Consider the following 21,861-nt stretch of genomic DNA (forward strand, 5'->3'; position numbering starts at 1 on the left):
ACCACCGACACGCGAACCGGGGTGACCATGGTCGACAACACCACGAACGCGGCAACGTTCGACGGGCCGGTGGGCCGGTCCGGCAACGGACGAGCCGTGCCCGCGTCCCGTCCGGCTCCGGCCCCACCGGGTCACGACGACCCGGCGGACCTCGCCACCCTCGGCGTGGAGGAGGAGTTCCACGTCGTCGACCTGCACACCCGGGAGCTGGTGCCCCGGGCCGGCGAACTGCTCGACCGGCTGCCGGCCACGTCGTTCACCGCCGAACTGCACCGCAGCGTGGTGGAGACCAACACCGCCGTCTGTCGCACCCTGGACGAGATCCGCGCCGAGCTGACCCGGCTGCGGCAGTCGGCGATCCAGGTCGCCGACCGGGCCGGGCTGGGCATCGTGGCGGCCGGTACGGTGCCGCTGCGCGCCGACGGCGACCCGAGCGTCACCCCCACCTCGCGGTACCGGCGGATGGTCGACGAGTACCAGTTGCTCGCCCGCGAGCAGTTGATCTGCGGCGCGCAGGTGCACGTGGGCGTCTCCGACCGGGACCTGGCGGTGGCCGTCACCCGTCGCGTCCAGCCGTGGCTGCCGGTGCTGCTCGCCCTCTCTACCAGCTCGCCGTACTGGATGGGCCAGGACAGCGGCTACGCCAGCGTCCGCTCGCTGGTCTGGCAGCGCTGGCCCACGGCCGGCGACCCGGGCGAGGTGACCAGCGCGGCCGACCACGAGGCCCTGGTCGCCGAGCTGATCTCGTCCGAGACCATCACCGACCCCGCCATGATCTACTTCGACGTCCGGCCGTCGGCGCACGTGCCCACCGTCGAGCTGCGCATCACCGACGCCAACGCCGACGTCGAGACGATCGTCCTGCTCACCGGCCTGTTCCGGGCGCTCGTGCGGCGGGAGGTGGCCGCCCTGCGCGCCGGTGTCGAGCGCACCGCCGTCCGGCCGCCGGTGCTGCGCGCCGCCGTGTGGCGGGCCGCCCGCTCCGGCCTCGAAGGCGACCTGCTCGACCTGCCCCGCTCGGCGCGGCCGGTGCCCGCCGCCGAGGCGGTCCGCCGCCTCGTGGCCGACCTGCGCCCCCAGTTGGAGGCGACCGGCGACTGGGAGCAGGTCCGCGAGCTGACCCGGTACGCCATCGACCGGGGCAGTTCCGCCGCCCGACAGCGACGGGCCTACGAGCGGCGGGGCCGGCTGGCCGACGTGGTCGACCTGCTGCTCGACGAGACCCGGGGTCGGGTGCGCGCCCCCCTGCCCGGTGCGACGCCCCCGCCCGCGCTGTCCACGTACGCGGACGCCGGCGACGAGGTCTTCGGCCCGGCCGGGCCGACACCCGCGTACCGTCCGCTGCTCACCGCCCTGCGCGCCCTCGGGGCCGTCGGCCTGCGCCACCGCGAGCACGACCGGGACGAGGAGCAACGCGCCCGGGGCGTGACCTTCAGCGTGGCCGGCGAGGCCAGCACCCGCCTCTTCCCGGTGGACCTGGTGCCCCGGGTGGTGCCCGCCGACGACTGGCGGACGCTGCGCGCCGGCCTGGTGCAGCGCGCCCGCGCGCTCGACGCGTTCCTGCGCGACGTCTACGCCGACCGGGCGGTGGTGGCCGACGGTGTCGTACCGGCCTGGGTGGTGGAGTCCTCGCCGGGGCTGCGCCCGACCGGCGCGCTCATGGGCCGACACGGCACGCGCGCCCAGGTGTCCGGAACTGATCTCGTGCGCGACCCCGACGGCGGCTGGTACGTACTGGAGGACAACCTGCGGGTGCCCTCGGGCATCGGCTACGCCGTGCAGAACCGCCGGCTCACCCAGGCGGTGCTGCCCGAGCTGCCGGTGCCCGCCGACCTGCTGCCCGCCGACGAGACGCCGGCGATGCTGCGCCGGGCGCTGGTCGCCGCCGCGCCGGCCGCCGCCGACGACCCCGCCGTGGTGGTGCTCAGCAGCGGCCCGGGTGACCCGGCCTGGTTCGAGCACCGGCTGCTCGCCGACGAAATGGGCGTGCCGCTGACCGAGAGCGGTGACCTGCTGGTCCAGGACGGCCGGGTGCACATGGTCACCGAGGGCCACCGCAGCCCGGTGGACGTGATCTACCTGCGGATGGACGAGGAGGCCCTGCTGCACGCCCCGGGCGCGGACGGGGTGCCGCTGGGCTGGCCGCTGCTCGCGGCGGTGCACGCCGGGCGGCTCACGCTGGCCAACGCGCTCGGCAACGGCGTCGGGGACGACAAGGCGCTGTACGCGTACGTGCCCCGGCTGATCGAGTACTACCTCGGGGAGAAGGCGCTGCTCGGCGACGTGCCGACGTACCTGTGCGGGGTGCCCGAGCAGCGCGCCGAGGTGCTGGGCCGGCTCGGCGAGCTGGTGCTCAAGCCGGTCGACGGGTACGGCGGCGACCGGGTGGTGATCGGCCCGCGCGCCGAGGCCGAGGAGCTGGACGCCGTCCGGGAGCAGATCCTCGCCGCCCCACACCGGTGGATCGCCCAGGAGATGGTCACGCTCACCACCCACCCGGTCTTCGACGGTACGGCGCTCGCGCCTCGCCACGTTGACCTGCGGGCCTTCGTGTTCCTCGGCGAGACTGCGGAGGTGGCGCCGGTGGCCCTGACCCGGGTCGCGCCGGCCGGCAGCATGATCGTCAACTCGTCGCGGGGAGGTGGGTCGAAGGACACCTGGCTGCTCGGCGGAGCCGGAGAGCCCTCGGTGTAACCCACGCTTGATGCGGATGTCATCGGGACGCAACCGGGCCCACCAAGCCTGGACCGGTCAGCGGCCCGAGCGGACCGAGCCGATGAGAGGTGTGTGCCATGTGCGGTATCGGAGGCGAGTTCCGCCTCGACGGGGCGTCACCGGACCTGGCGGCCCTGGAGCGGATGCTCCCCGTCCTGTCGTCCCGCGGCCCGGACGGTGAGGGGCGGTGGCAGCACGGTCCGGCGGCGCTGGTGCACCGCCGGCTGCGCATCATCGACCTGTCCGACACCGGCGCCCAGCCGATGGTCGATGCTGAGCTGGGCCTCGCCCTGGTCTTCAACGGCTGCATCTACAACTACCGGGAGCTGCGCGACGAGCTGACCGCCGCCGGCTACTCCTTCCGGTCCACCTCGGACACCGAGGTGATCCTCAAGGCGTACCACCGGTGGGGGACGGCGTGCGTCGAGCGGCTGTTCGGGATGTTCGCGTTCGCCCTGGTCGAGCTGGCCACGCACACCCTCGTGCTGGCCCGCGACCGGCTCGGCATCAAACCCCTCTACCTGGCCGAGACGCCGGGCCGCATCCGCTTCGCGTCGACGCTGCCGGCGCTGCTCGCCGCCGGTGACGTGGACACCGACCTGGACCCGGTGGCGCTGCACCACTACATGAGCTTCCACTCGGTGGTGCCGCCGCCGCGCACCATCCTGGCCGGCGTCCGCAAACTCCCGCCCGCCACCGTACGGGTGATCACCGCCGACGGCCGCAGCACCGACACCGTCTACTGGCAGCCCGAGTTCAACCGCGCCGCCGCGCCGGCCATGTCCGCCGAGGAGTGGCAGGAACGGATCATGGCGGCGTTGCGGACCGCCGTACGGCGGCGGATGGTCGCCGACGTGCCGGTCGGCGTGCTGCTCTCCGGGGGGCTCGACTCCAGCCTGATCGTCGCCCTGCTCGCCGAACAGGGCCAGACCGGACTGGCCACCTTCAGCATCGGCTTCGAGGCGGCGGCGGGGGAGACCGGCGACGAGTTCGACTACTCCGACCTGATCGCCCGCCACTTCGACACCGACCACCAGCAGATCCGCATCGACGCCGCCCGCTTCGTGCCGGCCGTGCACGACGCCATCGCCGCGATGAGCGAGCCGATGGTCAGCCACGACTGCGTGGCGTTCCACCTGCTCTCCGAGGAGGTCTCGAAGCGGATCACCGTGGTCCAGTCGGGCCAGGGCGCGGACGAGATCTTCGCCGGCTACGACTGGTATCCGCCGATGGCCAACGTCTCCCGCGAGGACGCCGTCGAGGCGTACGCCCGGGTGTTCTTCGATCGTCGCCACGACGCGCTGGCCGGCCACCTGGCGCCCGAGTGGATGCTCGACCACGACGCGAGCCTGGAGTTCGTCACCGCCCACTTCGGCGCGCCGGGCGCGGACACCGCGCTCGACGCGGCGCTGCGCCAGGACAGCCTGGTGATGCTTGTCGACGACCCGGTCAAGCGGGTCGACAACATGACGATGGCGTGGGGGCTGGAGGCCCGCGTGCCGTTCCTCGACCACGAGGTCGTCGAGCTGGCCGCCGCCTGCCCACCGGCGCTCAAGCTGGCCCTGGGCGGCAAGGGCGTGCTGAAGGCCGCGAGCCGGGGCATCGTCCCCGACGAGGTGATCGACCGGCCCAAGGGCTACTTCCCGGTGCCGGCGATCCGGCACCTCTCCGGCCCGCTGCTGGACGACGTCCGGGACGCGCTGACCGCGCGCCCGGCGCGCGAGCGCGGCCTGTTCCGCAAGGACTACCTGGAGGAGTTGCTGGACACGCCGAACGCCCAGCGGACCACGTTGGGTTCCAACGCGCTCTGGCAGCTCGGGCTGCTGGAGCTCTGGTTGCAGCGGATCGGGGTTTAGATGAGCGTACGGACCGAGGCGCCGCACCGGACCCGCCCCGCGCGGCACCGGCCGGCGGTGACCCCGCCTCCCGGCGAGGATTTCGCGCCCGCGCCGTCGCCGGACGGCCGGCGGGTGGCGTACGTGTCCGACCGGGCGGGCACCCCGGCCGTCTGGGTCCGGGACGTGGACGCCGTCGAGGCCGTCGCGCTGCCCGGCGGTGACGAGCCGGTCCTCTCGGTGAGCTGGTCCTCGGACGGGCAGTGGCTGGCCTGCGTCGTCGCGCCCGGCGGCGCGCCCCGCACCGAGCTGTGGGTGCTGCGCCCGGACGGTACGGGACTCCGCCAGGTCGCCGGCTTCGGCCGCCGCAGCGCGAGCCTGTCCCGGTGGCTGCCCGGCGGCGCGCTGATGGCGGTCACCGAGAGCGCCGAGCGGAGCGCCGCCGTGCTCATCGACGCCGAGACCGGGCACCGGCGGGTGCTCGCCGAGGACGACCTGCTCACCCTCCTGGACGTCACCGACGACGGCGGGTCCGCCCTGCTGCGGCGTGGCCCCCGTAACGCCCGCTGGCTGGAACTGCTCAACGTGACCACCGGCGACCGGGTACGCCTGCTGCCGGACACCGGCCGGGGCAGCACCGACCAGGGCTGGTTCGGCCCCGACGGGACGAGCGTGCTGGCGCGTACCGACGCGTTCTCGGAGCTGGCGGCGCTGGTGCGCGTCGACCTCGCGCGACCGACGTCGGCCCCGACGCGCGTCGCGGCGCGGCCGGACGCGGAGCTGGAGCACGTCGCGCTCGACACCCGGCGGGAGCGGGCCGCGCTGCTGTGGAACACCTACGGCGGGCGCAGCGAGCTGAGCCTGTTCGACCTGACCAGCGGCGTCCAACGGGCGGTGACCGCCCCCGGCGAGGTGCTCGGCGACGCGGTCTTCGCGGCCGGCGGTGACCTGCTCTGCCTCACCGCGCAGGGACCGGTGCAGCCCCGTGAGGTGTGGCTGGTCGACCCGGCGACGGGCGATCCGCGCGCGCTGCGGCCGGACACCGACGCCGCGCGTACGGGTGGCCCGGGTGTCGCGCCGCAGTTGGTCGACCTGCGTGCCCACGACGGGTTGCCGCTGTCCGGTTGGCTCTACCGCCCGGCCGGTCCGGGCCCCTGGCCGACGGCGATCAGCCTGCACGGCGGCCCGGAGGCGCAGGAGCGTCCCGGCTACAACCCGCTGTTCCAGGCCCTGGTGGCGCAGGGCGTCGCGGTGTTCGCGCCGAACGTGCGCGGCTCGTCCGGCTTCGGCCGTTCCTTCGTCACCGCCGACAACCTCGCCGGCCGGTACGGCGCCATCGCCGACGTGGCGGCGTGCGCCGAGCACCTCGTCGACAGCGGTGTCGCGATCCCGGGCCACCTGGGCTGCCTGGGCCGCTCCTACGGCGGCTACCTGGTACTCGCGGTGCTGGTGAACTTCCCCGGCCTGTTCGCCGCGGGTGTGGCCGAGTGCGGCATCTCCGACTTCCGCACCTTCTACGCCGGCACCGAGCCGTGGATCGCCGCCGCCGCCGTCAGCAAGTACGGCGATCCGGCGCGCGACGCAGAGCTGCTGCGCGACCTGTCGCCGATGACCCGTATCGACCAGCTCGACGTGCCGGTGCTGCTCATCCACGGCGCGAACGACACCAACGTGCCGGCCGGGGAGTCGGCGCAGGTGGCGCGGGCGCTCGCCGCCCGGGACGTGCCGCACGGGCACCTCGTGCTCGCGGGTGAGGGGCACGACTTCCTGGCCCGCGACAACGCCGAGGCGGCGCGTACGGCCACCACCTCCTGGCTGAACCGGCACCTCGCCACGACGGTGATCACCCTCGGCTGAGGCGTTATCCTGCGCCGGTGGACGTCACGGCGCAGGGTGAGCGGCTGGCCGCCGACCTGGGCCGGTCCCTCGCCGAGCTGACCTTCGTCGACCTGGACACGGACGAGGTCACGGCGCGGGTGATCGACGCGGTGGTGCGGTGGGCCAGCGCGCAGGGCTGGCGGGTCTACCGGCGGGCGCCCAGCGTGCTGCCGTTGCCGCCGCCGATGCAGCAGCGGCACTCGGTCCTCGACGTGGCGTGCGCCCGCCCGGACGGGCCGCCGGTGGTGGTGGAGGTCGACCACACCGACCGGGCCCGGACGGTCCAGAAGCTGACCGCGGAGGCGGACGCCGGGCGCATCCCCATCTGGGTGCGCTGGGGCGTCGGCCGGTTCACCGTCCCGCCACCACCGGTGGCGATGGTGACCGTCGAGGTCACCCGACGCCCCGGGCCGGCCGGGCGTGGACGCCTGCACAGCCGCGTCGACGACCGGCCCGCGCCGGAGCATTCTGCCGGCGGCGGCACGGCAGCCGCGCAGGCGCTGCCGATCCCGCTGGTCGAGCCGCTGGTCGACCCGCTTTCGGACCCTGGCAAGGGCACCTGAAGCGAATCGTAAGCGGGGCCGGGCAGTGTCCTGGGTGTCACCGGAGAACACGACCGACACCCAGGAGATACCGATGCGCAAGCTCGTCAACTCGACCTACATCACCCTCGACGGCGTCATCGAGAACCCGATGTGGACCGCGCCGTACTTCGACGAGGAGGCCAGGGGCCTCGCCGGCGAGCTGACCGACGCCGCCGACGCGATGCTGATGGGCCGGGCCACCTACGACGGCATGTCCGTCGCCTGGCCGCAGCAGGACGAGAGCGACCCGACCACCGGCGCGGCCTACTTCAACAACGTCAAGAAGTACGTCGCCTCGACCACCCTCACCGACCCCACCTGGAACAACACGGAGGTGCTCCAGGGCGACCTGGTCGAGGCGGTCCGCACGCTCAAGGCCCAGGACGGCAGGAACATCATCCAGTACGGCTTCGGCTCGGTCACCGCCCAGCTCGTCGACGCGGGCCTGGTGGACGAGGTCCGCTTCTGGATCCACCCCGTGTTGCAGGGCGCGTCCAGCGTGACGACGCCGCTGAGCGACTTCACGGCGTCGTTCGACCTGGTCGACACCCGGGTGCACAAGAGCGGCGTGATCGTCGCGACGTACCGGCCGAAGAGCGCCGCCTGACCGTCCCCCGACGGTCGCTTCAGAGCTGGGCCCGGGCCTCGCCCGGGCTCAGCTTCGTGCCCTCGTCGACCAGCGCGTCGAAGCGGTCCGGCCCGAGGGCGGCCCGGACCCGCGCGGTCACCCGGTCGACCTCGTCACGTTCGGCCGGCGCGCACGGCGACCGGGTGGCCAGGCGGGCGGCCGTCGCCGCGCCGAGCAGCCGGGCCGCGACCTCCGGCACGCGTACCGCCGACGCCATCCCCTCCAGCGCGAAGATCGCGTCCCGGGGCGCGGCCATCGCCTCGGCGGCCTCGAACGCCTCGACGTGCAGGGCCAGCGCGGCGTCCGGGTCGCCACCCTGCTCGATCGCGTGCCCCAGCTCGACCAGGACCGGTGGCAGGTACAGCGCGGTCTGCGCCTCCGCGCGCCCCCGCTCGGCGAGGTTGCCGAGGTGGGTGACGGCCAGGTCGAGCTTGCCGTCGCGGCGGGCGGCCAACCCGAGGCTCAGCTCCGCGAAGACCAGCGCGCCCGGGGCGTCCTGCTGCACCGCCAGGTGGTACGCGCGTTCGGCCAGCTCCCGGGCCTGCGAATAGTCCCGGGTCTGCACGGCCAACCAGGCCAGCCAGGACAGTTCGGTGCACACCTGCGGCCACAGCCGCAACTCCTCGGCCCAGCGCAGCCCCTCGGTGTGCAGCGCGGCGGCGCGTTCGTGGTCGCCGCGCATCTCGGCGAGCCCGCCCACCCACTCGGTGGCCTGGAGCCGGCCCCACCGGTCGCCGATCTCGGCGAAGAGCGTCGCGCTGCGGGTCGCCGTCCGCTCCAGGGTCGCCTGGTCGCCCGCGACGTGCGCGATCTTGGCTTGCGAGGCGAGCACGGCCGCCTCGGTCCACGTGTCGACGTCCGCCGGCATCAGCTCCACGGCCAGTGCGAGATCACTGTGCTCGATCAGCGTGTTCGCCGCGAACCACGCGCCCCGGCCGCCGGGGTCGCCGGCGACCGCCGCCCGGACGTCGGCCGGCGCGACCGCCGCGCCCCGCAGCAGCGCGAACCCGACCCGCCAGGGGGCCGCTCTGCGCTCCTGTTCCGGGTCGCCGCTGACGGCCAGGGCCCGACACGCCTCGGTGAGCCGGCCGCGCAGATACCAGTACCAGCTCAGCGCGACCGCCAGTCGCAACCCGCCCCCGTGGGCCAGCGCGGCGCGCTGGTTCGCCGTCTCGGCGTCCAGCAGCGCCAGCCACCGCCGCTGCTCGGGCCCGCGCAACTCCGGGTCGGCCCGCTCGGCCAGCTCGGTGTAGTAGCCGGCGTGCCGCGTCCGGACCTCGTCGGCGTCGTCCAAACGCTCCAGGCAGAACGCGGCGACCGATTCGAGCAGCCGGTACCGCGGCCCGTCCGGTGCGTCGTCCAACACCACCAGCGACCGGTCCACCAGCCGGGCGAGGGCGTCCAGGTCGGTGCGGCAGACCAGCTCGGCGGCCTCCGGCGTGCAGCCGTCGCGGAACACCGCGAGCCGGGCGAGCACCTGCCGGTCGGTCTCGTCGAGCAGGTCCCAACTCCAACCGATCACCGCGGTCAGCGTCCGCTGGCGCGGCGGCACGTCGCGTTGCGGGGTGCTGAGCAGCCGGAACCGGTCGTCGAGGCGTTCCACCACGCCCTGCACACCCAGCGCGCGCACCCGGGTCGCGGCCAGCTCCAGGGCCAGCGGCAGACCGTCCAGACGACGGCAGAGCTGGGCGACGGCCGGCGCGGTGCGCTCGTCGAGGCGGAAACCGCGCTGCTGGGCGGCGGCGCGGGCGGCGAACAACCGGGCCGCCGCCGAGCGCCGGACCGCGTCCGGGTCACCGTCCGACGGCGGCAACGACAACGGGGGTACGTCCCAGAGCAGTTCGCCGGTCAGACCGAGCGGCTCCCGGCTGGTGGCGAGCACGTGCACGCCGGGCGCGTCGCGCAGCAGCCGGGCGACCAGCGCGGCGACCGGCTCGACGACGTGTTCGCAGTTGTCCAGCACCAGCAGCAGGTGCCGTTGGCGCAGCGCCGTGACGAGCCGGTCGGTGGGGGACCGGCTGGCGCCGGCGGCCTCGCGAACGTCCAGCGCGCCGAGCACCTGCTCGGCGACGCCCGGGTCGCCCGCCGGCAGCGGCGCCAGCTCGACCAGCAGCACGCCGTCCGGCGGAGACTGGGTACGGGCGGCCTCGGTGGCCAGCCGGGTCTTGCCGACACCACCCGGCCCGACCAGCGTGACCAGGCGCTGCCCGGGCAACAGGGCTCGCAGCTCGGTCAACGCCTCGGCCCGGCCGACCAGCTCGTCGAGCTGCGCCGGCAGGCTGTTGCGGATGATCGCGGCCTTCGGCGGCGCGCTCAGACCGGCGTCCTGTTCGAGGATGCGGCGGTGCAGGGCGACCAGTTCGGGGCTCGGGTCGAGGCCCAGCTCGTCGGCGAGCCGGTCCCGCAGCTCGGCGTAGCTGTCCAGCGCCTCGGACTGGCGACCGGCCGCGTACAGCGCGCGGAGCTGCACCGCCCGCAGCCCCTCGTGCAGGGGATTGCGGGCCACCAGCTCGGCCAGGTCGGCGGCGGCCAGGTCGTGCTCGCCCCGGGCCACCCGCGCCTCGGCCAACCGCTCGTGCACGGCGAGACGCTGCTCGGCGAGTCGGGTCGCCTCGGCGCGGACGAACTCGGCGTCGGCCACGTCGGCGTACGCCTCGCCCCGCCACAACGCCAGCGCCTCGGTCAGCCGGCCGACGTCGGTGTGCCGGGCCAGTTCGGCGAACCGGTCAGCGTCGACCGTCCCGGCCCGCAACAGGTAGCCGGGCGCGCGGGACTCGACCAGGTCGCGGGCACCCGGCTCGGCGTCGTTGAGCGCCTTGCGCAGCTGCGACACCCGCACCTGGAGCGCCCCGGTGGGGTTGGCGGGGGAGTCGTCACCCCACAGGTCGTCGATGAGCCGGTCGGCGGAGACGACCTGGTTGCGGTTGGTGAGCAGGTCGGCCAGGAGGACGCGGACCTTGGCGCCGGGCACCACCACCGGCTCGCCGGCGTCCGTGGTGACGGCGAGCGGCCCGAGCACCCCGAACTGCACGGCGGTCATCTTATGGCCTGTATCGACGTCCCCGGTCGGACCGAAGGGTTCGGCACAGTTCCGAACGCCGGTAAGCCGACCTGAAGCGGACCGTAAGCGGGCCGGCGCACCGTGTGGGCATGGACATCTACCACGAGACCCACGGCACCGGCGAGGGCCGGCCACTGCTGCTCATCCACGGCGCGCTCTCCGGCATCGGCACCTCGTTCGGCACGATCCTGCCGCTGCTCGCCCGGTCCCGGCGGGTGATCGCCGTGGAGTTGCAGGCGCACGGCCACACCCCGGACGTCGACCGTCCACTGACCGTCGAGCACTTCGCCGCCGACGTGGTCGAGCTGCTCGACCGCCTCGGCGTCGACCGGGCCGACGTGTACGGGTGGAGCATGGGCGCGGCGGTGGCGCTGCGCCTCGGCACCCACCACGCCGACCGGGTGGGGCGGCTGGTGCTCGCCTCGGTGAGCTTCGACGACGCGGGCCTGCACCCCGGGCTGCTCGACGGCATCCAGGATCTGCAACCGGAGCACCTGCACGGTTCGGAGTTCCACGACGAGTACCTGCGGACCGCACCGGACCCGGCCGGCTGGGCCAACCTGGTCACCAAGATGAAGGTGCTGGACGCGAACCTGCCCCGGTGGACGCCCGAGCAGATCGCGGCCCTGGCCGTACCCGCCATGCTCGTGCTGGCCGACGCGGACATCGTCCAGCCCGAACACGCGGTACGGATGTTCCGGCTGCTCGGCGGCGCGGTGCCCGGCGACCTGACCGGCCTACCGTCCTGCCGCCTGGCCATCCTCCCCGGCACCACCCACACCACGATCCCGCACCGCGCCGACTGGCTGGCCCCCATGATCGACGAGTTCCTCGACGACCCGGTGCCGGCCCGGTGACCCACCCGCCCCGCAGCCCGGGCTCTGCGGCGTCGATCATGGACTTGTGGTGGCCATCTTAGCCATCAAAGTCCCTTTTGTGCACCACCACAACTACATGATCGGCGGGGCGGGGGCGGGGGCGGGAGGGGTGGGTGGGGTCAGGGGTTGAAGGCTCGGCGGTAGGCGGTGGGGGTGGCGGCGAAGGCGCGGCGGAAGTGGGCCCGCAGGTTGGTGGCGGTGCCCAGGCCGGTTCGGCGGGCGACCTCGTCGACGGTGACCGTGCCGTCTTCGAGCAGGCCACACGCGGCGCGTAGGCGCTGCTGCGTGAGCCACGCCTGCGGGCTCATGCCGAAGCGGTGCCGGAAGGCGCGGTGCAGCGTACGGGTGGACTGGTGGCCGCGTCGGGCCAGGTCCGCGACGGTCAGCGGCAGGTGCAGGTGGGCGGTCGCCCATTCGGTGACCACGGCCAGGGCGGTGTCGTCGGTGGGTTGCAGCGGAATGAACTGCGCCTGCCCGCCGGCCCGGTGCAGCGGAGTGACCATGACCCGGGCGCGCTCGATGGCCGCCGCCTGGCCGTGGTCCCGGCCGACCAGGTAGAGGCACAGGTCGAGGCCGGCGGCCAGCCCTGCGCTGGTCAGCACCTGTCCCTCGTCGACGTACAGCGCGTTCGCGTCGACGGTGACCGTGGGGTGCTCCCGGGCCAGCGCCTCGGCGTGGACCCAGTGGGTGGTGGCCCGCCGGCCGTCGAGCAGCCCGGCCTGGGCCAGCGCGAACGCGCCGGTGCAGATCGACGCCACCCGGGCACCCCGGTCGTAGGCGGCGACCAGGGCGTCGAGCGCTCGGGCCGGCGCGGGTCCGCGCCGGAAGCCGGGCACGATGACGGTGTCCGCGTCGCGCAGGGCCTCAAGGTCGGCCTCGACGCTCATGCCGAGGCCGGCCGTGGTGGTCGGCAGCCCGCCGATATCCGGGGCGCAGATGGTGGTCGCGTACCGGCCCTGGCCCTCGTGTCCGAAGACGTGTGTCGCGATGGTCAGGTCGAAGGCGACGACGGGCGGCAGGGCGAGGACGGCGACCCGGTGCGTGGCGGATTGCTTGTGCACAGTGGCAAGAATGCCACTCGTCAGAGCCGGCGGCCGGACGAGATCCTGGCCGGGTGCGGATACAGATCGTGGTCTTCGACGGCTTCGACGAACTTGACGTGTTCGGTCCCTTCGAGGTGCTGGCGATGGCGGGATTCGCCGTCGAGCTGGTCGCGGTCGAGCGGCCAGGGCCGGTACGCAGCATGCGGGGCGTGACCCTGCACGTGCCGACGGTGCTCGGGCCGGCCGACGGCATCGTCGTACCGGGTGGGGGTTGGCTGAACCGGGCCGCCGCGGGGTCGTGGGCGCAGGCGCAGCACGGGGTGCTGCCTGCCCGACTGGCCGCGCTGGCACCCGCGACGCGCTGGCTGGCGTCGGTGTGCACGGGCAGCCTCCTGCTCGCCGCCGCCGGGCTGCTCACCGGACGGCGAGCGACCACCAACCGCAACGCGTACGAGGAGTTGCGGGCGTACGGGGTCACCGTCCTCGACGAGCGGGTGGTCGACGACGGGGACCGCATCACCGCGGGCGCGCTCTCCGCCGGGCTGGACCTGGCCCTGTGGATCACGGAACGCGAGGTGGACGTCGCCACCGCCGACCGGGTCGCCGCGACGATCGAGTACCGGCGGGCGGCCGGATCCGTCGGTGGCAGAATGGTGGACGATGACTGACCATGTCCTGTCCGTTCTGGGCCGCGAGATCGACGCGTTCACCGGTGCCCTGGTCGAGGTGCCGCCGCCGGAGTGGGAGCGGCCTTCGCGCTGCGACCCGTGGCGGGTACGCGACGTGGTGGGGCACGTCATCGTCGTACTCTCGCGGGTGCCGGACATGGTGGCCGCGCCCGCTCCCGGGCGGGCCGGGACCACGGCGGCGCAGTACTACCGCGCGGACGGGCGGTTCAGCGACGACACGAACGACGAGCGGGTACGGACGGCGCAGCGCCGCGCGGCCGACCCGGACGCGGCGACACTCGTGCGGGATCTCGCGGACACCGGGCGGACCGTGGTCGAGGTGTGCCGCGACGAGCCCGCCGACCGGGTGGTCCGGACCCGGCACGGCGACCCCATGCTGCTGTCGGACTTCCTGACCACCCGCCTGGTCGAGGTGGTCCTGCACGGCCTCGACGTCGCCGACGCGCTACCCCGCGAGCCGTGGCTCACCCCGGCCGCCACCGAACACCTGCTGCGCCTGCTCTTCGGCCCACAGTGGCGGGTCGCGGTCGACGCCACCGGAGACCCGATCACCCTCCTCCGCAAGGCAACCGGACGCGCCCCCGCCACCGTCAACGACCGCCGCGCCCTGGACCACCTGGGCCTGCGCCCCCTGACCCTGGGCTGACCCCCACCGGGCCTCCGCCCCACCCCACCCCCGCCCCGCCCCGCTCCGCGATCTTGCACTTTCGGTGGCGACATAACCCATCCAAGGGCGCGAATCGTCGACACAAAGTGCAAGATCGCGGGGGAGGTGGCCGGGGCGATGGCGTACGGGGCGTCGAGCGGGTAGAAACGGGGTCAGAGAGCGCTCTCACTGTCGAGCGCGCCCATGGTCCGCCCAGTCGATAGGACGAACCACATGACGAGCCCGTCCCGACGTACCTTCACCCTTGCCCTGCTGGTGACCGCCGCCGTCACCGTGAGCGGCACCGCGGCCAGCGCCGGCCGCCCGACGCACAGCGCACCCGATTTCGGGCCGAACGTGACCATCTTCGACCCGTCCATGCCGGTCGGGGAGATCCAGCAGACCCTCGACGCCGCGCACGCCCGCCAGGTCGACAACGAGATGGGCACCGAGCGGCACGCGTACCTCTTCACGCCGGGCAGCTACGGCACGGCCGAGCAGCCGTTGCAGACGAAGGTCGGCTACTACACCGAGGTCGCCGGCCTCGGCGCGTCCCCGACCGACGTCGCCGTCAACGGCAAGATCGAGGTCTACAACCGTTGCCTCGCCGACGGCGGCACCGGCAACTGCCTCGCGCTTGTCAACTTCTGGCGCACCCTGTCGAACCTCTCGCTCACCGTCAACGCCGCCGGCCAGGACGGCTGCCGCTCGACGGCGAACTTCTGGGCGGTGTCCCAGGCGGTCTCGATGCGCCGGCTCAACATCACCGGCGGCGGATTGTCCCTGATGGACTACTGCACGGCCGGCCCGCAGTACGCCAGCGGCGGCTTCATCGCCGACTCCCGGCTGCCGGCCACCACCAACGGCTCGCAGCAGCAGTGGCTCACCCGCAACAGCGAGGTCGCCGGGTGGTCCAACGCGGTGTGGAACCAGGTGTTCGCGGGCGTCGAGGGCGCCCCGGACGACGCGACCTTCCCCGACCCGCCGTACACCACCCTCGACACGACCCCGGTAAGCCGGGAGAAGCCGTACCTGTTCGTGGACGCCAAAGGCCACTACAACGTGCGGGTGCCGGCGGCGCAGCGCGACAGCCGGGGCATCTCGTGGGCGAACGGCATGACCCCCGGACGGACCATCGGCATCGACGACTTCTTCATCGCGAAGCCGTCCGACCCGGTCCGATTGATCAACGCGCAGCTCGCGCGCGGCAAGCACCTGCTGCTCACCCCCGGCGTCTACGACATCGCCCGCAGCATCGAGATCCGGCGGGCCAACACGGTGGTGCTCGGCATCGGCCACGCCACCCTCACGGCCGTGAACGGCGCGGTCCCGCTGGACGTCGCCGGAGTGCCCGGTGTCATCGTCGCGGGCGTCACGATCGACGCCGGCACGGTCGAGTCGCCGGTGCTGCTGCGGGTGGGCCGGCAGCACGGCCACGACGCCAGCAGCGCGGCCAACCCCACCACGTTGTCCGACGTGTACTTCCGGGTCGGCGGCCCGCACATCGGCCGGACGAACACCGCGCTGGAGGTCAACAGCGACAACGTGCTCATCGACCACACCTGGGTGTGGCGCGGCGACCACGGCGTCGAGGGCTTCACCGAGGGCGTCAACGGTGACACCGACCGGTGGCGCACCAACACCGGTCGGTACGGCGCGGTCATCAACGGCGACCACGTGACCGCCACCGGGCTGTTCGTCGAGCACTTCCAGCGCTACAACACCGTCTGGAACGGCGAGCACGGCACCACGGTCCTCTACCAGAACGAGCTGCCGTACGACCCGCCGACGCAGGCCGACTGGATGAACGGCCCGGTCGAGGGCTACGCCGGCTACAAGGTCGGCGACCGGGTACGCCACCACGACCTCTACGGCGGCGGGGTGTACGTGTTCAACCAGAACAACCCGTCGATCCACACCGAGAACGGGTTCGAGGTGCCGAACCGGCCGGGTGTGCGGCTGCACCACATCATGACCGTCAACCTGAGCGCCGGCACGATCGACCACGTCGTCAACGGCGTCGGCGACGCGGCCGACATGACGAAGGTCGGCGTGCCGGTCTACCTCGCGCAGTACCCGGCTTCGTAGCGTCCCGACGGGGGCCGGAGCCGAGGCGCTTCCGGTCCCCGTCGGTGCGTCGCGGCAGGCCGAGGGTCGTTGTCAGGTCCGGGACGAGCCCACAGCCGGCCCGTAGTCCGGCAGCGCCGGGGTCCGGGGCTGTAGGCGACCTTCCACCCCCGCCAGCGCGCCAAGAACCGGCAGTCGGGCCATCGTGTTGCGCGCCCAGATGCCGGGGCGGCTTTTCGGGGCGAGCAGGCCGAGAAACAGGTTCGACTGATGCCGCTCCACCGTCTTGCGATAGCCCTGCTCGTACCGGTGAAACGCGACCCGATGATCCCCGGCGGCCGACGAGAGTTCTCCGGCGAGGCGGTAGGCGCCGACGAGCGACAGCGTCGCCCCGGCACCCGCCGCCGGTGACGCGCAGTGGGCGGCGTCCCCGGCGAGCACCACCCGCCCCGACGACCACGACGGCATCCGCACCTGGCTCAGCGAATCGAAGTAGAAGTCGGGATCGGCGAGCGCTCCCGCCAGCAGCTCCGGCACGAGCCACGGAACATCCGTGAACGCCTCGGTGAGCAACCGCTTCTGCCGCTCGACGTCCCGGTGGTCGTACGTCAGGGGCCTGCTGCGGAACATGAAGTGGACCTTCGCGCCGGGATGGTTGCCGGAGCGGTAGATCGAGACGGCCCGGCCCGGCAGGTTGTAGAGCGTCACCCACCGCTTCTCGCCCAGCCCGGGGTCGGCCTCGGCGAATGCGAAGTGGTGGCCCAGGTAGGTGAGGAATCCCGACTCCGGGCCGAAGGCCAGACGCCGCACGGTGGAGTGGGTGCCGTCGGCGCCCACCACCAGGTCGAAGCGCCGGGTCGGCCCGCGCTCGAAGGTGACCGTGACTCCATCGTCGTCCTGGTCCATCCGTCGGATGGAGTCGTCGAAGACGTACTCGACGTCGTTCCTCGTCGCCTCGTGCAGGATCGCGGCAAGGTCGCCCCGCATGATCTCGACATCGGCGTCGCCGGCTCGACGTTGGATGGCCCGCAGGTCGAGGCGCGCCACACTCCGGTTGGCCCCGTCCACGAACGACAGGCCGACGACGTCCGCCGCCGCCGCGCGGACCAGCGGCAGGATGCCCATCCGCTCGGCGACGTGTACGGCCTGCCCGCGTACGTCGACGCCGTTGCCGCCCTCGCGCAGCCGGGGCGCACGCTCGACCACGGTGGGAGAGAACCCGAACCGGGCCAACCAGAACGCGAGGGCCGGCCCGGCGATACTGGCGCCGGAGATGAGAATCCGCCGGTTCATCGGCTCCTGCTCTCTGGGCTGTGGAGGGGTACGCGGACGGGTTTGCGCCGTCCGGGCGGGTCTCGTAGGCTAAGTGAAATGCTCGTTCCACTTGACGATATGGAATGGACGTTTCAGATGTCAACCCCTTCCGAGAGCGGTGTGCCTCGACGTAGGACGGACGCCGTCCGCAACCGCCACCTCGTGCTGGAGGCGACCAAGGCGCTCCTCGCCGAGGGGGGCAACGCCATCACCGTCACCGTGATCTCGCAGCGGGCGGGCGTCGGTGCCGCCACCGTCGTTCGCACCTTCGGCAGCAAGGAGGCGCTCGTCGACGCCGCCGTGGCCGACCTGCTCGAACCGCTCATCCGACGAGGTCGGGCCGCGCTGTCCGAGCCGGACGCCGAGCAGGCTCTTCGCGGGTTCCTGGTCGAGGCGATGGCGTTCCAGTCCGCTCACTGGGTCATGGGCGAGCGGCTCGGGGTGATGGAGTTGCCCGCCACCGCCGCGCAGCGGGCGGCCCTCGACGGGGTCGGACTCGATCTGATCACCAGGGCCCGCGACGAGGGGGTGATCCGTACCGACCTCGACGTGGCTGTCGTCGCCGTGCTGATCAACGAGTTGACCTACGCGATCGCGCGGTCGGCGTCCGCCTCACAAAGTCTCTCCGAGGCCTATCTCGCGGTGATCCTGGACGGGCTCCGACCGCAGCCGGAGCAGCCCTGAACCCGGCTCCGGGTGGCCGCGCCGTCGCGCGCCCTCCGACCCTTCCGCCGGACTGACTCAAAATTTCATCGATCAGTCGTACTCTTGCGGGGTGGCATTCGATGCTGCCACGATGGCCGTCAATGCCTTCCGTCCCGAAGGAGTGGTCGTCATGGCGGTAACCCGCCGCAGGTTCGTCACGTCCGTGTTGGCGGGCTCCGCCCTCGCCGCCGCCTCCACCACGAAGCTCCTCGCCAGCCCCGCCCAGGCCGCCAGCCCTCCCGGCGACGTGGTCGGCAAGGTCACCGTCGGCTACCAGGGCTGGTTCAGCGCACCCGGCGACTCCGCGCCGATCGGCGGCTGGTGGCACTGGAGCCGCGACCGCTTCCAGCCGCCGTCGCCCAGCAACACCACAATCGTGTCCTGGCCGGACATGCGCGAGTACACGCGCAGCTACCCCACCGCGTACCCGAACCTCGGCAACGGCTCGCCGGCCACCCTCTTCTCCTCCTACGACCAGCAGACCGTGGACACCCACTTCCGCTGGATGCAGGAGTACGGCTGCGACACCGCCGCCCTGCAACGCTTCAACCCGACGGGCGACGAGGGGCCGACCCGCGACGCCATGACGCTCAAGGTCCGCGCGGCGGCCGAGCGCTACAACCGCAAGTTCTACATCATGTACGACGTCACCGACTGGCTCACCATGCAGACGGACATCAAGACCGACTGGCTGAACAAGATGTCGACGCACACCGCGTCCAGCGCGTACGCCCGCCAGAACGGCAAGCCCGTCGTCTGCATCTGGGGTTTCGGCTTCAGCGAATCCAGCCGCCCCTTTACCCCCGGGCCCTGCCTGGAGGTCATCAACTGGTTCAAGGCGCAAGGCTGCTACGTCATCGGCGGCGTACCCACCTGGTGGCGGGAGGGTCGGGAGGATTCCCGCGCCGGCTTCCTCGACGTCTACCACGCCTTCAACGCGATCTCGCCGTGGATGGTCTACCGGACCGACACCCTCGAAGGCCTCGACTCGTACTACAACAACGTCAACATCGGCGACATGGCCGACTGCGCGGCACGTGGCATCGACTACCTGCCCTGCGTGATGCCCGGCGACCTGGCCGGCGGGCACCGCCGCCACGGCGACTTCTACTGGCGACACATCTACAACATGGTCCGGCTCGGCTCCCAGGGCCTCTACGTGTCCATGTTCGACGAGTACAACGAGGGCAACCAGATCGCCAAGACCTCCGAGACACAGGCGACCACCCCGGCCGGCGCGAACATCCGCGCCCTGGACGAGGACGGCGTGGCCTGCTCCGCCGACTACTACCTGCGCATCACCGCCGACGGCGGCCGCATGCTCAAGGGACAGCTCGCCCTCACCGCCACCCGACCCACCCCGCCCATGGTCGGCACCCCGCCCCCGACCACCGGCGACCTCGCGGCCGGCCGGTCCACCTCAGCCAGCAGCCAGAACGGCTCCTTCGTGGCCGCGAACGCGGTGGACTCCGACGCCGGCAGCTACTGGGAGAGCGGCGGCGGCTCGTTCCCGCACTGGTGGCAGGTCGACCTGGGCGCCAGCCAGCAGGTCAGCCGGCTCGTGGTGCGGCTCCCCGCCGGCTGGGAGGCGCGGACCCAGACCATCACCGTGCAGGGCAGCGTCGACGGCAGCTCCTTCTCGACCATCGCCGGGGCCTCGGCGTTCGCCTTCGACCCGGCGACCGGCAACACCGTCAGCCGCACGCTGACGACCACCACGGCCCGCCACGTCCGGCTGAGCATCGCCGGCAACACCGGCTGGCCGGCGGGCCAGCTCGCCAAGGTCGAGGTGTACGGATCCAGCAGCACCACGGACAACCCGCCGACCGCCCCGAGCAATCTTGCGGTGACCGCTAAGACGTCGAGCAGCGTGTCCCTGGCCTGGACGGCGTCGACCGACGACAAGGGGGTGACCGGTTACCAGGTACGCCAGGGCGGCACGGTCGTCGCCACGGTCACGGGCACCACGGCGACCGTGAGCGGCCTGGCAGCGTCCACCTCGTACACCTTCACGGTCGTGGCGCGCGATGCCGGCGGCAACACCTCTGCCGCGTCGAACGCCGTCACCGTGACCACCGACGCCGCCGCCAACTCCGACCTGGCCCGCGGCCGGTCCACCTCGGAGAGCAGCCACGTGCAGAGCTACAGCTCGGGCAACGTGGTCGACGGCGACGCCAACAGCTACTGGGAGAGCGCCAACAACGCCTTCCCCCAGTGGGTGCAGGTCGACCTGGGCGCTGCGCGCACGGTCGGACGGGTGGTGCTGAAGCTGCCGCCGTCGTCGGCCTGGGGTGCTCGGACGCAGACGGTCGCCGTTGCCGGCAGCACGGACGGTTCGAGCTTCGGGACGCTCGTTGGGGCGGCGGGGCGGACGTTCGATCCTTCGACGGGCAACTCGGTGTCGCTGACGTTCAGTGCCGCGCAGGCTCGTTATGTGCGGATCACCGTTACCGGTAACACCGGCTGGCCGGCCGGGCAGCTGGCGGCACTGGAGGTGTACGCGAGCTGACCGGACGTGGGGCGGCCGCCGGACGCCGACCGGCGGCCGCCCCTCCCGTCGAGCACCCAGGATCTAACGGTGCTGGTCGATGTTTGACACAAGCTCGGTGATGACAAATCGCGGTAGCTCAAGTTCGGCCGGTGGCGCGATTCTGAACGTCCCACCCCCCAACGCCTGCGGCGTCCATCCAGCGCCGAGGGCGAAGTGGACAAGATCGCGTACATCCTCGGCTGTCGGGTAGGGATACGTCTCCCCTCTGTCGTGCACGTCCGTCTGGACGTACCTACCGTTAGAGGCAACGGTGGGCCGCTCGGCCAAGTCGACCTGTAGGGCGCGCCCGGTCTCTCCAGCACCCCACACGCGAAGCCTTATGCAGCGGTAAAGACGACCGTCCGGGCCATATGCGGACCGCATGTCGGCGTGCCAGGTGAACTCCGACCGTCGATGTGGAGCATGCGCAGCCTCGACCCCATCCGCCCATCTTTCCAGCCAGGTGGTCACCGCACGAGCCCCGCAGCGCTTGACGCCGCGAATAGCTTTGAGCGCAAGGTAGGCGGAAGGTGACGCATGGTGGATCTTCTAGCGAACGGCTTGACCGCTCTTGTGGCCCTGCTATCCGTAGCCCTTGGCGGCTACCTCTCCACCCGGGCTCAACGCAGACACTGGGATCGAGATCACCTTCGCCATTGGCGTGATATCCGGCTTAGCGCCTTCGACGACTTCCTGTCAGCCTTTCGCTCCTACATTGCCTTTGCCTTGAACCCGAGTGCCAAGATAGACGCCGTGCCGGACGCGTACTCGCCGGGGCACTTAATGCCGATATTTGATAACGAAGGCACCGATTACAAAGAACGAATGGAAGCCGCCAAGACCAAGGTGCGCCTCGTCGCTCAGTCTCAGGAGACCTTGGACGCGCTCGCTCAAGCAGTCCAGCAAGCGCGTCAACTGGCCGCTGATCGTGCGAGCAGCGGCGTGGGCGACATCGCGCAGGAGCGCATCAAGAAGGTATGGACAGCTGAACACGCCTTCTTGGCCGCCGCGCGGTTAGAGCTCTCGCTGCCGCCCGTCAGCTTTCCGGCATACGCATCGCCGCAGCCAACAGGTGTAGGTCTAGTTCCGCAATCGCCGTTGCAGTCGTCCTCGTCGCACAGCGCTGAAGTGCAGCCACCGACCCGACCGCTCGATGTTCGGGCCAGCCAGCAGAGGGCTGGCGAGCTGTCTACCGAGCCGTAGGCGAGCGCCTCGCCGGAATCCTTTCTCGGAATTCGCGGGCGCAGGCGTCGTGCGGGTATTCGCCCTCATCGACGTAGCCCTAACC

General features: G+C 72.4%; 15 protein-coding genes. 12 read left to right on the forward strand and 3 right to left on the reverse strand.

What is annotated here, in order from left to right; translation table 11 throughout:
- Positions 1 to 27: 27 nt before the first annotated feature.
- The 5 genes from ACIBTX_RS22440 (at position 28) to ACIBTX_RS22460 (ending at position 7,619) form a co-directional block, all read left to right on the forward strand.
- A complete protein-coding gene (locus ACIBTX_RS22440; protein WP_396833027.1) occupies positions 28 to 2,694 on the forward strand; it encodes a glutamate--cysteine ligase in 2,667 nt (888 codons plus the stop codon).
- 98 nt (positions 2,695 to 2,792) lie between these two features.
- The gene (locus ACIBTX_RS22445) at positions 2,793 to 4,571 is read left to right on the forward strand and encodes an N-acetylglutaminylglutamine amidotransferase (protein WP_357117559.1); all 1,779 of its coding nucleotides are present in this window, start codon (positions 2,793 to 2,795) and stop codon (positions 4,569 to 4,571) included.
- Positions 4,572 to 6,407 (forward strand): prolyl oligopeptidase family serine peptidase, encoded by a 1,836-nt coding sequence (locus ACIBTX_RS22450; RefSeq protein WP_357117562.1) that lies wholly within the window; start codon positions 4,572 to 4,574, stop codon positions 6,405 to 6,407. It abuts the gene before it with no gap.
- Positions 6,408 to 6,424: 17 nt separating this feature from the next.
- The gene (locus ACIBTX_RS22455) at positions 6,425 to 6,991 is read left to right on the forward strand and encodes a hypothetical protein (protein WP_363660428.1); all 567 of its coding nucleotides are present in this window, start codon (positions 6,425 to 6,427) and stop codon (positions 6,989 to 6,991) included.
- A 73-nt stretch (positions 6,992 to 7,064) separates the two neighbouring features.
- On the forward strand, positions 7,065 to 7,619 hold the full coding sequence (locus ACIBTX_RS22460) for a dihydrofolate reductase family protein (protein ID WP_363660427.1): 555 nt from the start codon (positions 7,065 to 7,067) through the stop codon (positions 7,617 to 7,619).
- Between the two features lie 19 nt (positions 7,620 to 7,638).
- Here ACIBTX_RS22460 and ACIBTX_RS22465 read toward each other — a convergent pair whose 3' ends face one another.
- The gene (locus ACIBTX_RS22465; protein WP_396832944.1) at positions 7,639 to 10,680 is read right to left on the reverse strand and encodes a BTAD domain-containing putative transcriptional regulator; all 3,042 of its coding nucleotides are present in this window, start codon (positions 10,678 to 10,680) and stop codon (positions 7,639 to 7,641) included.
- Between the two features lie 110 nt (positions 10,681 to 10,790).
- Here ACIBTX_RS22465 and ACIBTX_RS22470 point away from each other — a divergent pair, with 110 nt between their 5' ends.
- Positions 10,791 to 11,558: an alpha/beta fold hydrolase gene (locus ACIBTX_RS22470; protein ID WP_396832945.1), complete on the forward strand. Its 768-nt coding sequence runs from the start codon at positions 10,791 to 10,793 to the stop codon at positions 11,556 to 11,558.
- Positions 11,559 to 11,698: 140 nt separating this feature from the next.
- On the opposite strand, the gene ACIBTX_RS22475 is transcribed toward ACIBTX_RS22470, so the two are convergent.
- On the reverse strand, positions 11,699 to 12,640 hold the full coding sequence (locus ACIBTX_RS22475) for a helix-turn-helix domain-containing protein (protein WP_357169500.1): 942 nt from the start codon (positions 12,638 to 12,640) through the stop codon (positions 11,699 to 11,701).
- A gap of 53 nt (positions 12,641 to 12,693) precedes the next feature.
- On the opposite strand from ACIBTX_RS22475, the gene ACIBTX_RS22480 reads away from it, so the two are divergent.
- The 3 genes from ACIBTX_RS22480 to ACIBTX_RS22490 all read left to right on the forward strand — a co-directional run bounded on the left by ACIBTX_RS22480 (position 12,694) and on the right by ACIBTX_RS22490 (position 16,045).
- Positions 12,694 to 13,290 carry a DJ-1/PfpI family protein gene (locus tag ACIBTX_RS22480; protein ID WP_363660424.1) on the forward strand — a complete coding sequence of 199 codons (597 nt, stop codon included), beginning with the start codon at positions 12,694 to 12,696 and terminating at the stop codon, positions 13,288 to 13,290.
- On the forward strand, positions 13,283 to 13,957 hold the full coding sequence (locus ACIBTX_RS22485; protein ID WP_363660423.1) for a maleylpyruvate isomerase family mycothiol-dependent enzyme: 675 nt from the start codon (positions 13,283 to 13,285) through the stop codon (positions 13,955 to 13,957). Before ACIBTX_RS22480 ends, ACIBTX_RS22485 begins: the two co-directional genes overlap by 8 nt.
- A gap of 234 nt (positions 13,958 to 14,191) precedes the next feature.
- Positions 14,192 to 16,045, forward strand: coding sequence for an adenylyl cyclase (locus ACIBTX_RS22490; protein ID WP_357169509.1), 1,854 nt, complete (start codon positions 14,192 to 14,194; stop codon positions 16,043 to 16,045).
- Between the two features lie 72 nt (positions 16,046 to 16,117).
- On the opposite strand, the gene ACIBTX_RS22495 is transcribed toward ACIBTX_RS22490, so the two are convergent.
- A complete protein-coding gene (locus tag ACIBTX_RS22495) occupies positions 16,118 to 17,317 on the reverse strand; it encodes an FAD-dependent monooxygenase (RefSeq protein WP_357117588.1) in 1,200 nt (399 codons plus the stop codon).
- Positions 17,318 to 17,434: 117 nt separating this feature from the next.
- On the opposite strand from ACIBTX_RS22495, the gene ACIBTX_RS22500 reads away from it, so the two are divergent.
- The 3 genes from ACIBTX_RS22500 (at position 17,435) to ACIBTX_RS22510 (ending at position 21,776) form a co-directional block, all read left to right on the forward strand.
- Positions 17,435 to 18,022, forward strand: a complete 588-nt coding sequence (locus ACIBTX_RS22500) for a TetR/AcrR family transcriptional regulator (RefSeq protein ID WP_363660422.1) — start codon at positions 17,435 to 17,437, stop codon at positions 18,020 to 18,022.
- Between the two features lie 151 nt (positions 18,023 to 18,173).
- Complete coding sequence (locus tag ACIBTX_RS22505; RefSeq protein ID WP_363660448.1) at positions 18,174 to 20,552, forward strand: discoidin domain-containing protein; 2,379 nt, start codon at positions 18,174 to 18,176, stop codon at positions 20,550 to 20,552.
- A gap of 558 nt (positions 20,553 to 21,110) precedes the next feature.
- Positions 21,111 to 21,776: a hypothetical protein gene (locus tag ACIBTX_RS22510; RefSeq protein WP_357117597.1), complete on the forward strand. Its 666-nt coding sequence runs from the start codon at positions 21,111 to 21,113 to the stop codon at positions 21,774 to 21,776.
- The last annotated feature ends 85 nt before the right edge of the window (positions 21,777 to 21,861 follow it).

The organism is Micromonospora sp. NPDC049359 (assembly GCF_044466585.1).
Classification (GTDB): Bacteria; Actinomycetota; Actinomycetes; order Mycobacteriales; family Micromonosporaceae; genus Micromonospora.

What these genes read in the sequence shown, in the direction of transcription:
- ACIBTX_RS22440 (WP_396833027.1), top strand. Translation starts at nt 28, where the DNA reads ATGGTCGACAACACCACGAACGCGGCAACGTTCGACGGGCCGGTGGGC.
- ACIBTX_RS22445 (WP_357117559.1), top strand. Translation starts at nt 2,793, where the DNA reads ATGTGCGGTATCGGAGGCGAGTTCCGCCTCGACGGGGCGTCACCGGAC.
- ACIBTX_RS22450 (WP_357117562.1), top strand. Translation starts at nt 4,572, where the DNA reads ATGAGCGTACGGACCGAGGCGCCGCACCGGACCCGCCCCGCGCGGCAC.
- ACIBTX_RS22460 (WP_363660427.1), top strand. Translation starts at nt 7,065, where the DNA reads ATGCGCAAGCTCGTCAACTCGACCTACATCACCCTCGACGGCGTCATC.
- ACIBTX_RS22465 (WP_396832944.1), bottom strand. Translation starts at nt 10,680, where the DNA reads ATGACCGCCGTGCAGTTCGGGGTGCTCGGGCCGCTCGCCGTCACCACG.
- ACIBTX_RS22470 (WP_396832945.1), top strand. Translation starts at nt 10,791, where the DNA reads ATGGACATCTACCACGAGACCCACGGCACCGGCGAGGGCCGGCCACTG.
- ACIBTX_RS22485 (WP_363660423.1), top strand. Translation starts at nt 13,283, where the DNA reads ATGACTGACCATGTCCTGTCCGTTCTGGGCCGCGAGATCGACGCGTTC.
- ACIBTX_RS22490 (WP_357169509.1), top strand. Translation starts at nt 14,192, where the DNA reads ATGACGAGCCCGTCCCGACGTACCTTCACCCTTGCCCTGCTGGTGACC.
- ACIBTX_RS22495 (WP_357117588.1), bottom strand. Translation starts at nt 17,317, where the DNA reads ATGAACCGGCGGATTCTCATCTCCGGCGCCAGTATCGCCGGGCCGGCC.
- ACIBTX_RS22500 (WP_363660422.1), top strand. Translation starts at nt 17,435, where the DNA reads ATGTCAACCCCTTCCGAGAGCGGTGTGCCTCGACGTAGGACGGACGCC.
- ACIBTX_RS22505 (WP_363660448.1), top strand. Translation starts at nt 18,174, where the DNA reads ATGGCGGTAACCCGCCGCAGGTTCGTCACGTCCGTGTTGGCGGGCTCC.
- ACIBTX_RS22510 (WP_357117597.1), top strand. Translation starts at nt 21,111, where the DNA reads ATGGTGGATCTTCTAGCGAACGGCTTGACCGCTCTTGTGGCCCTGCTA.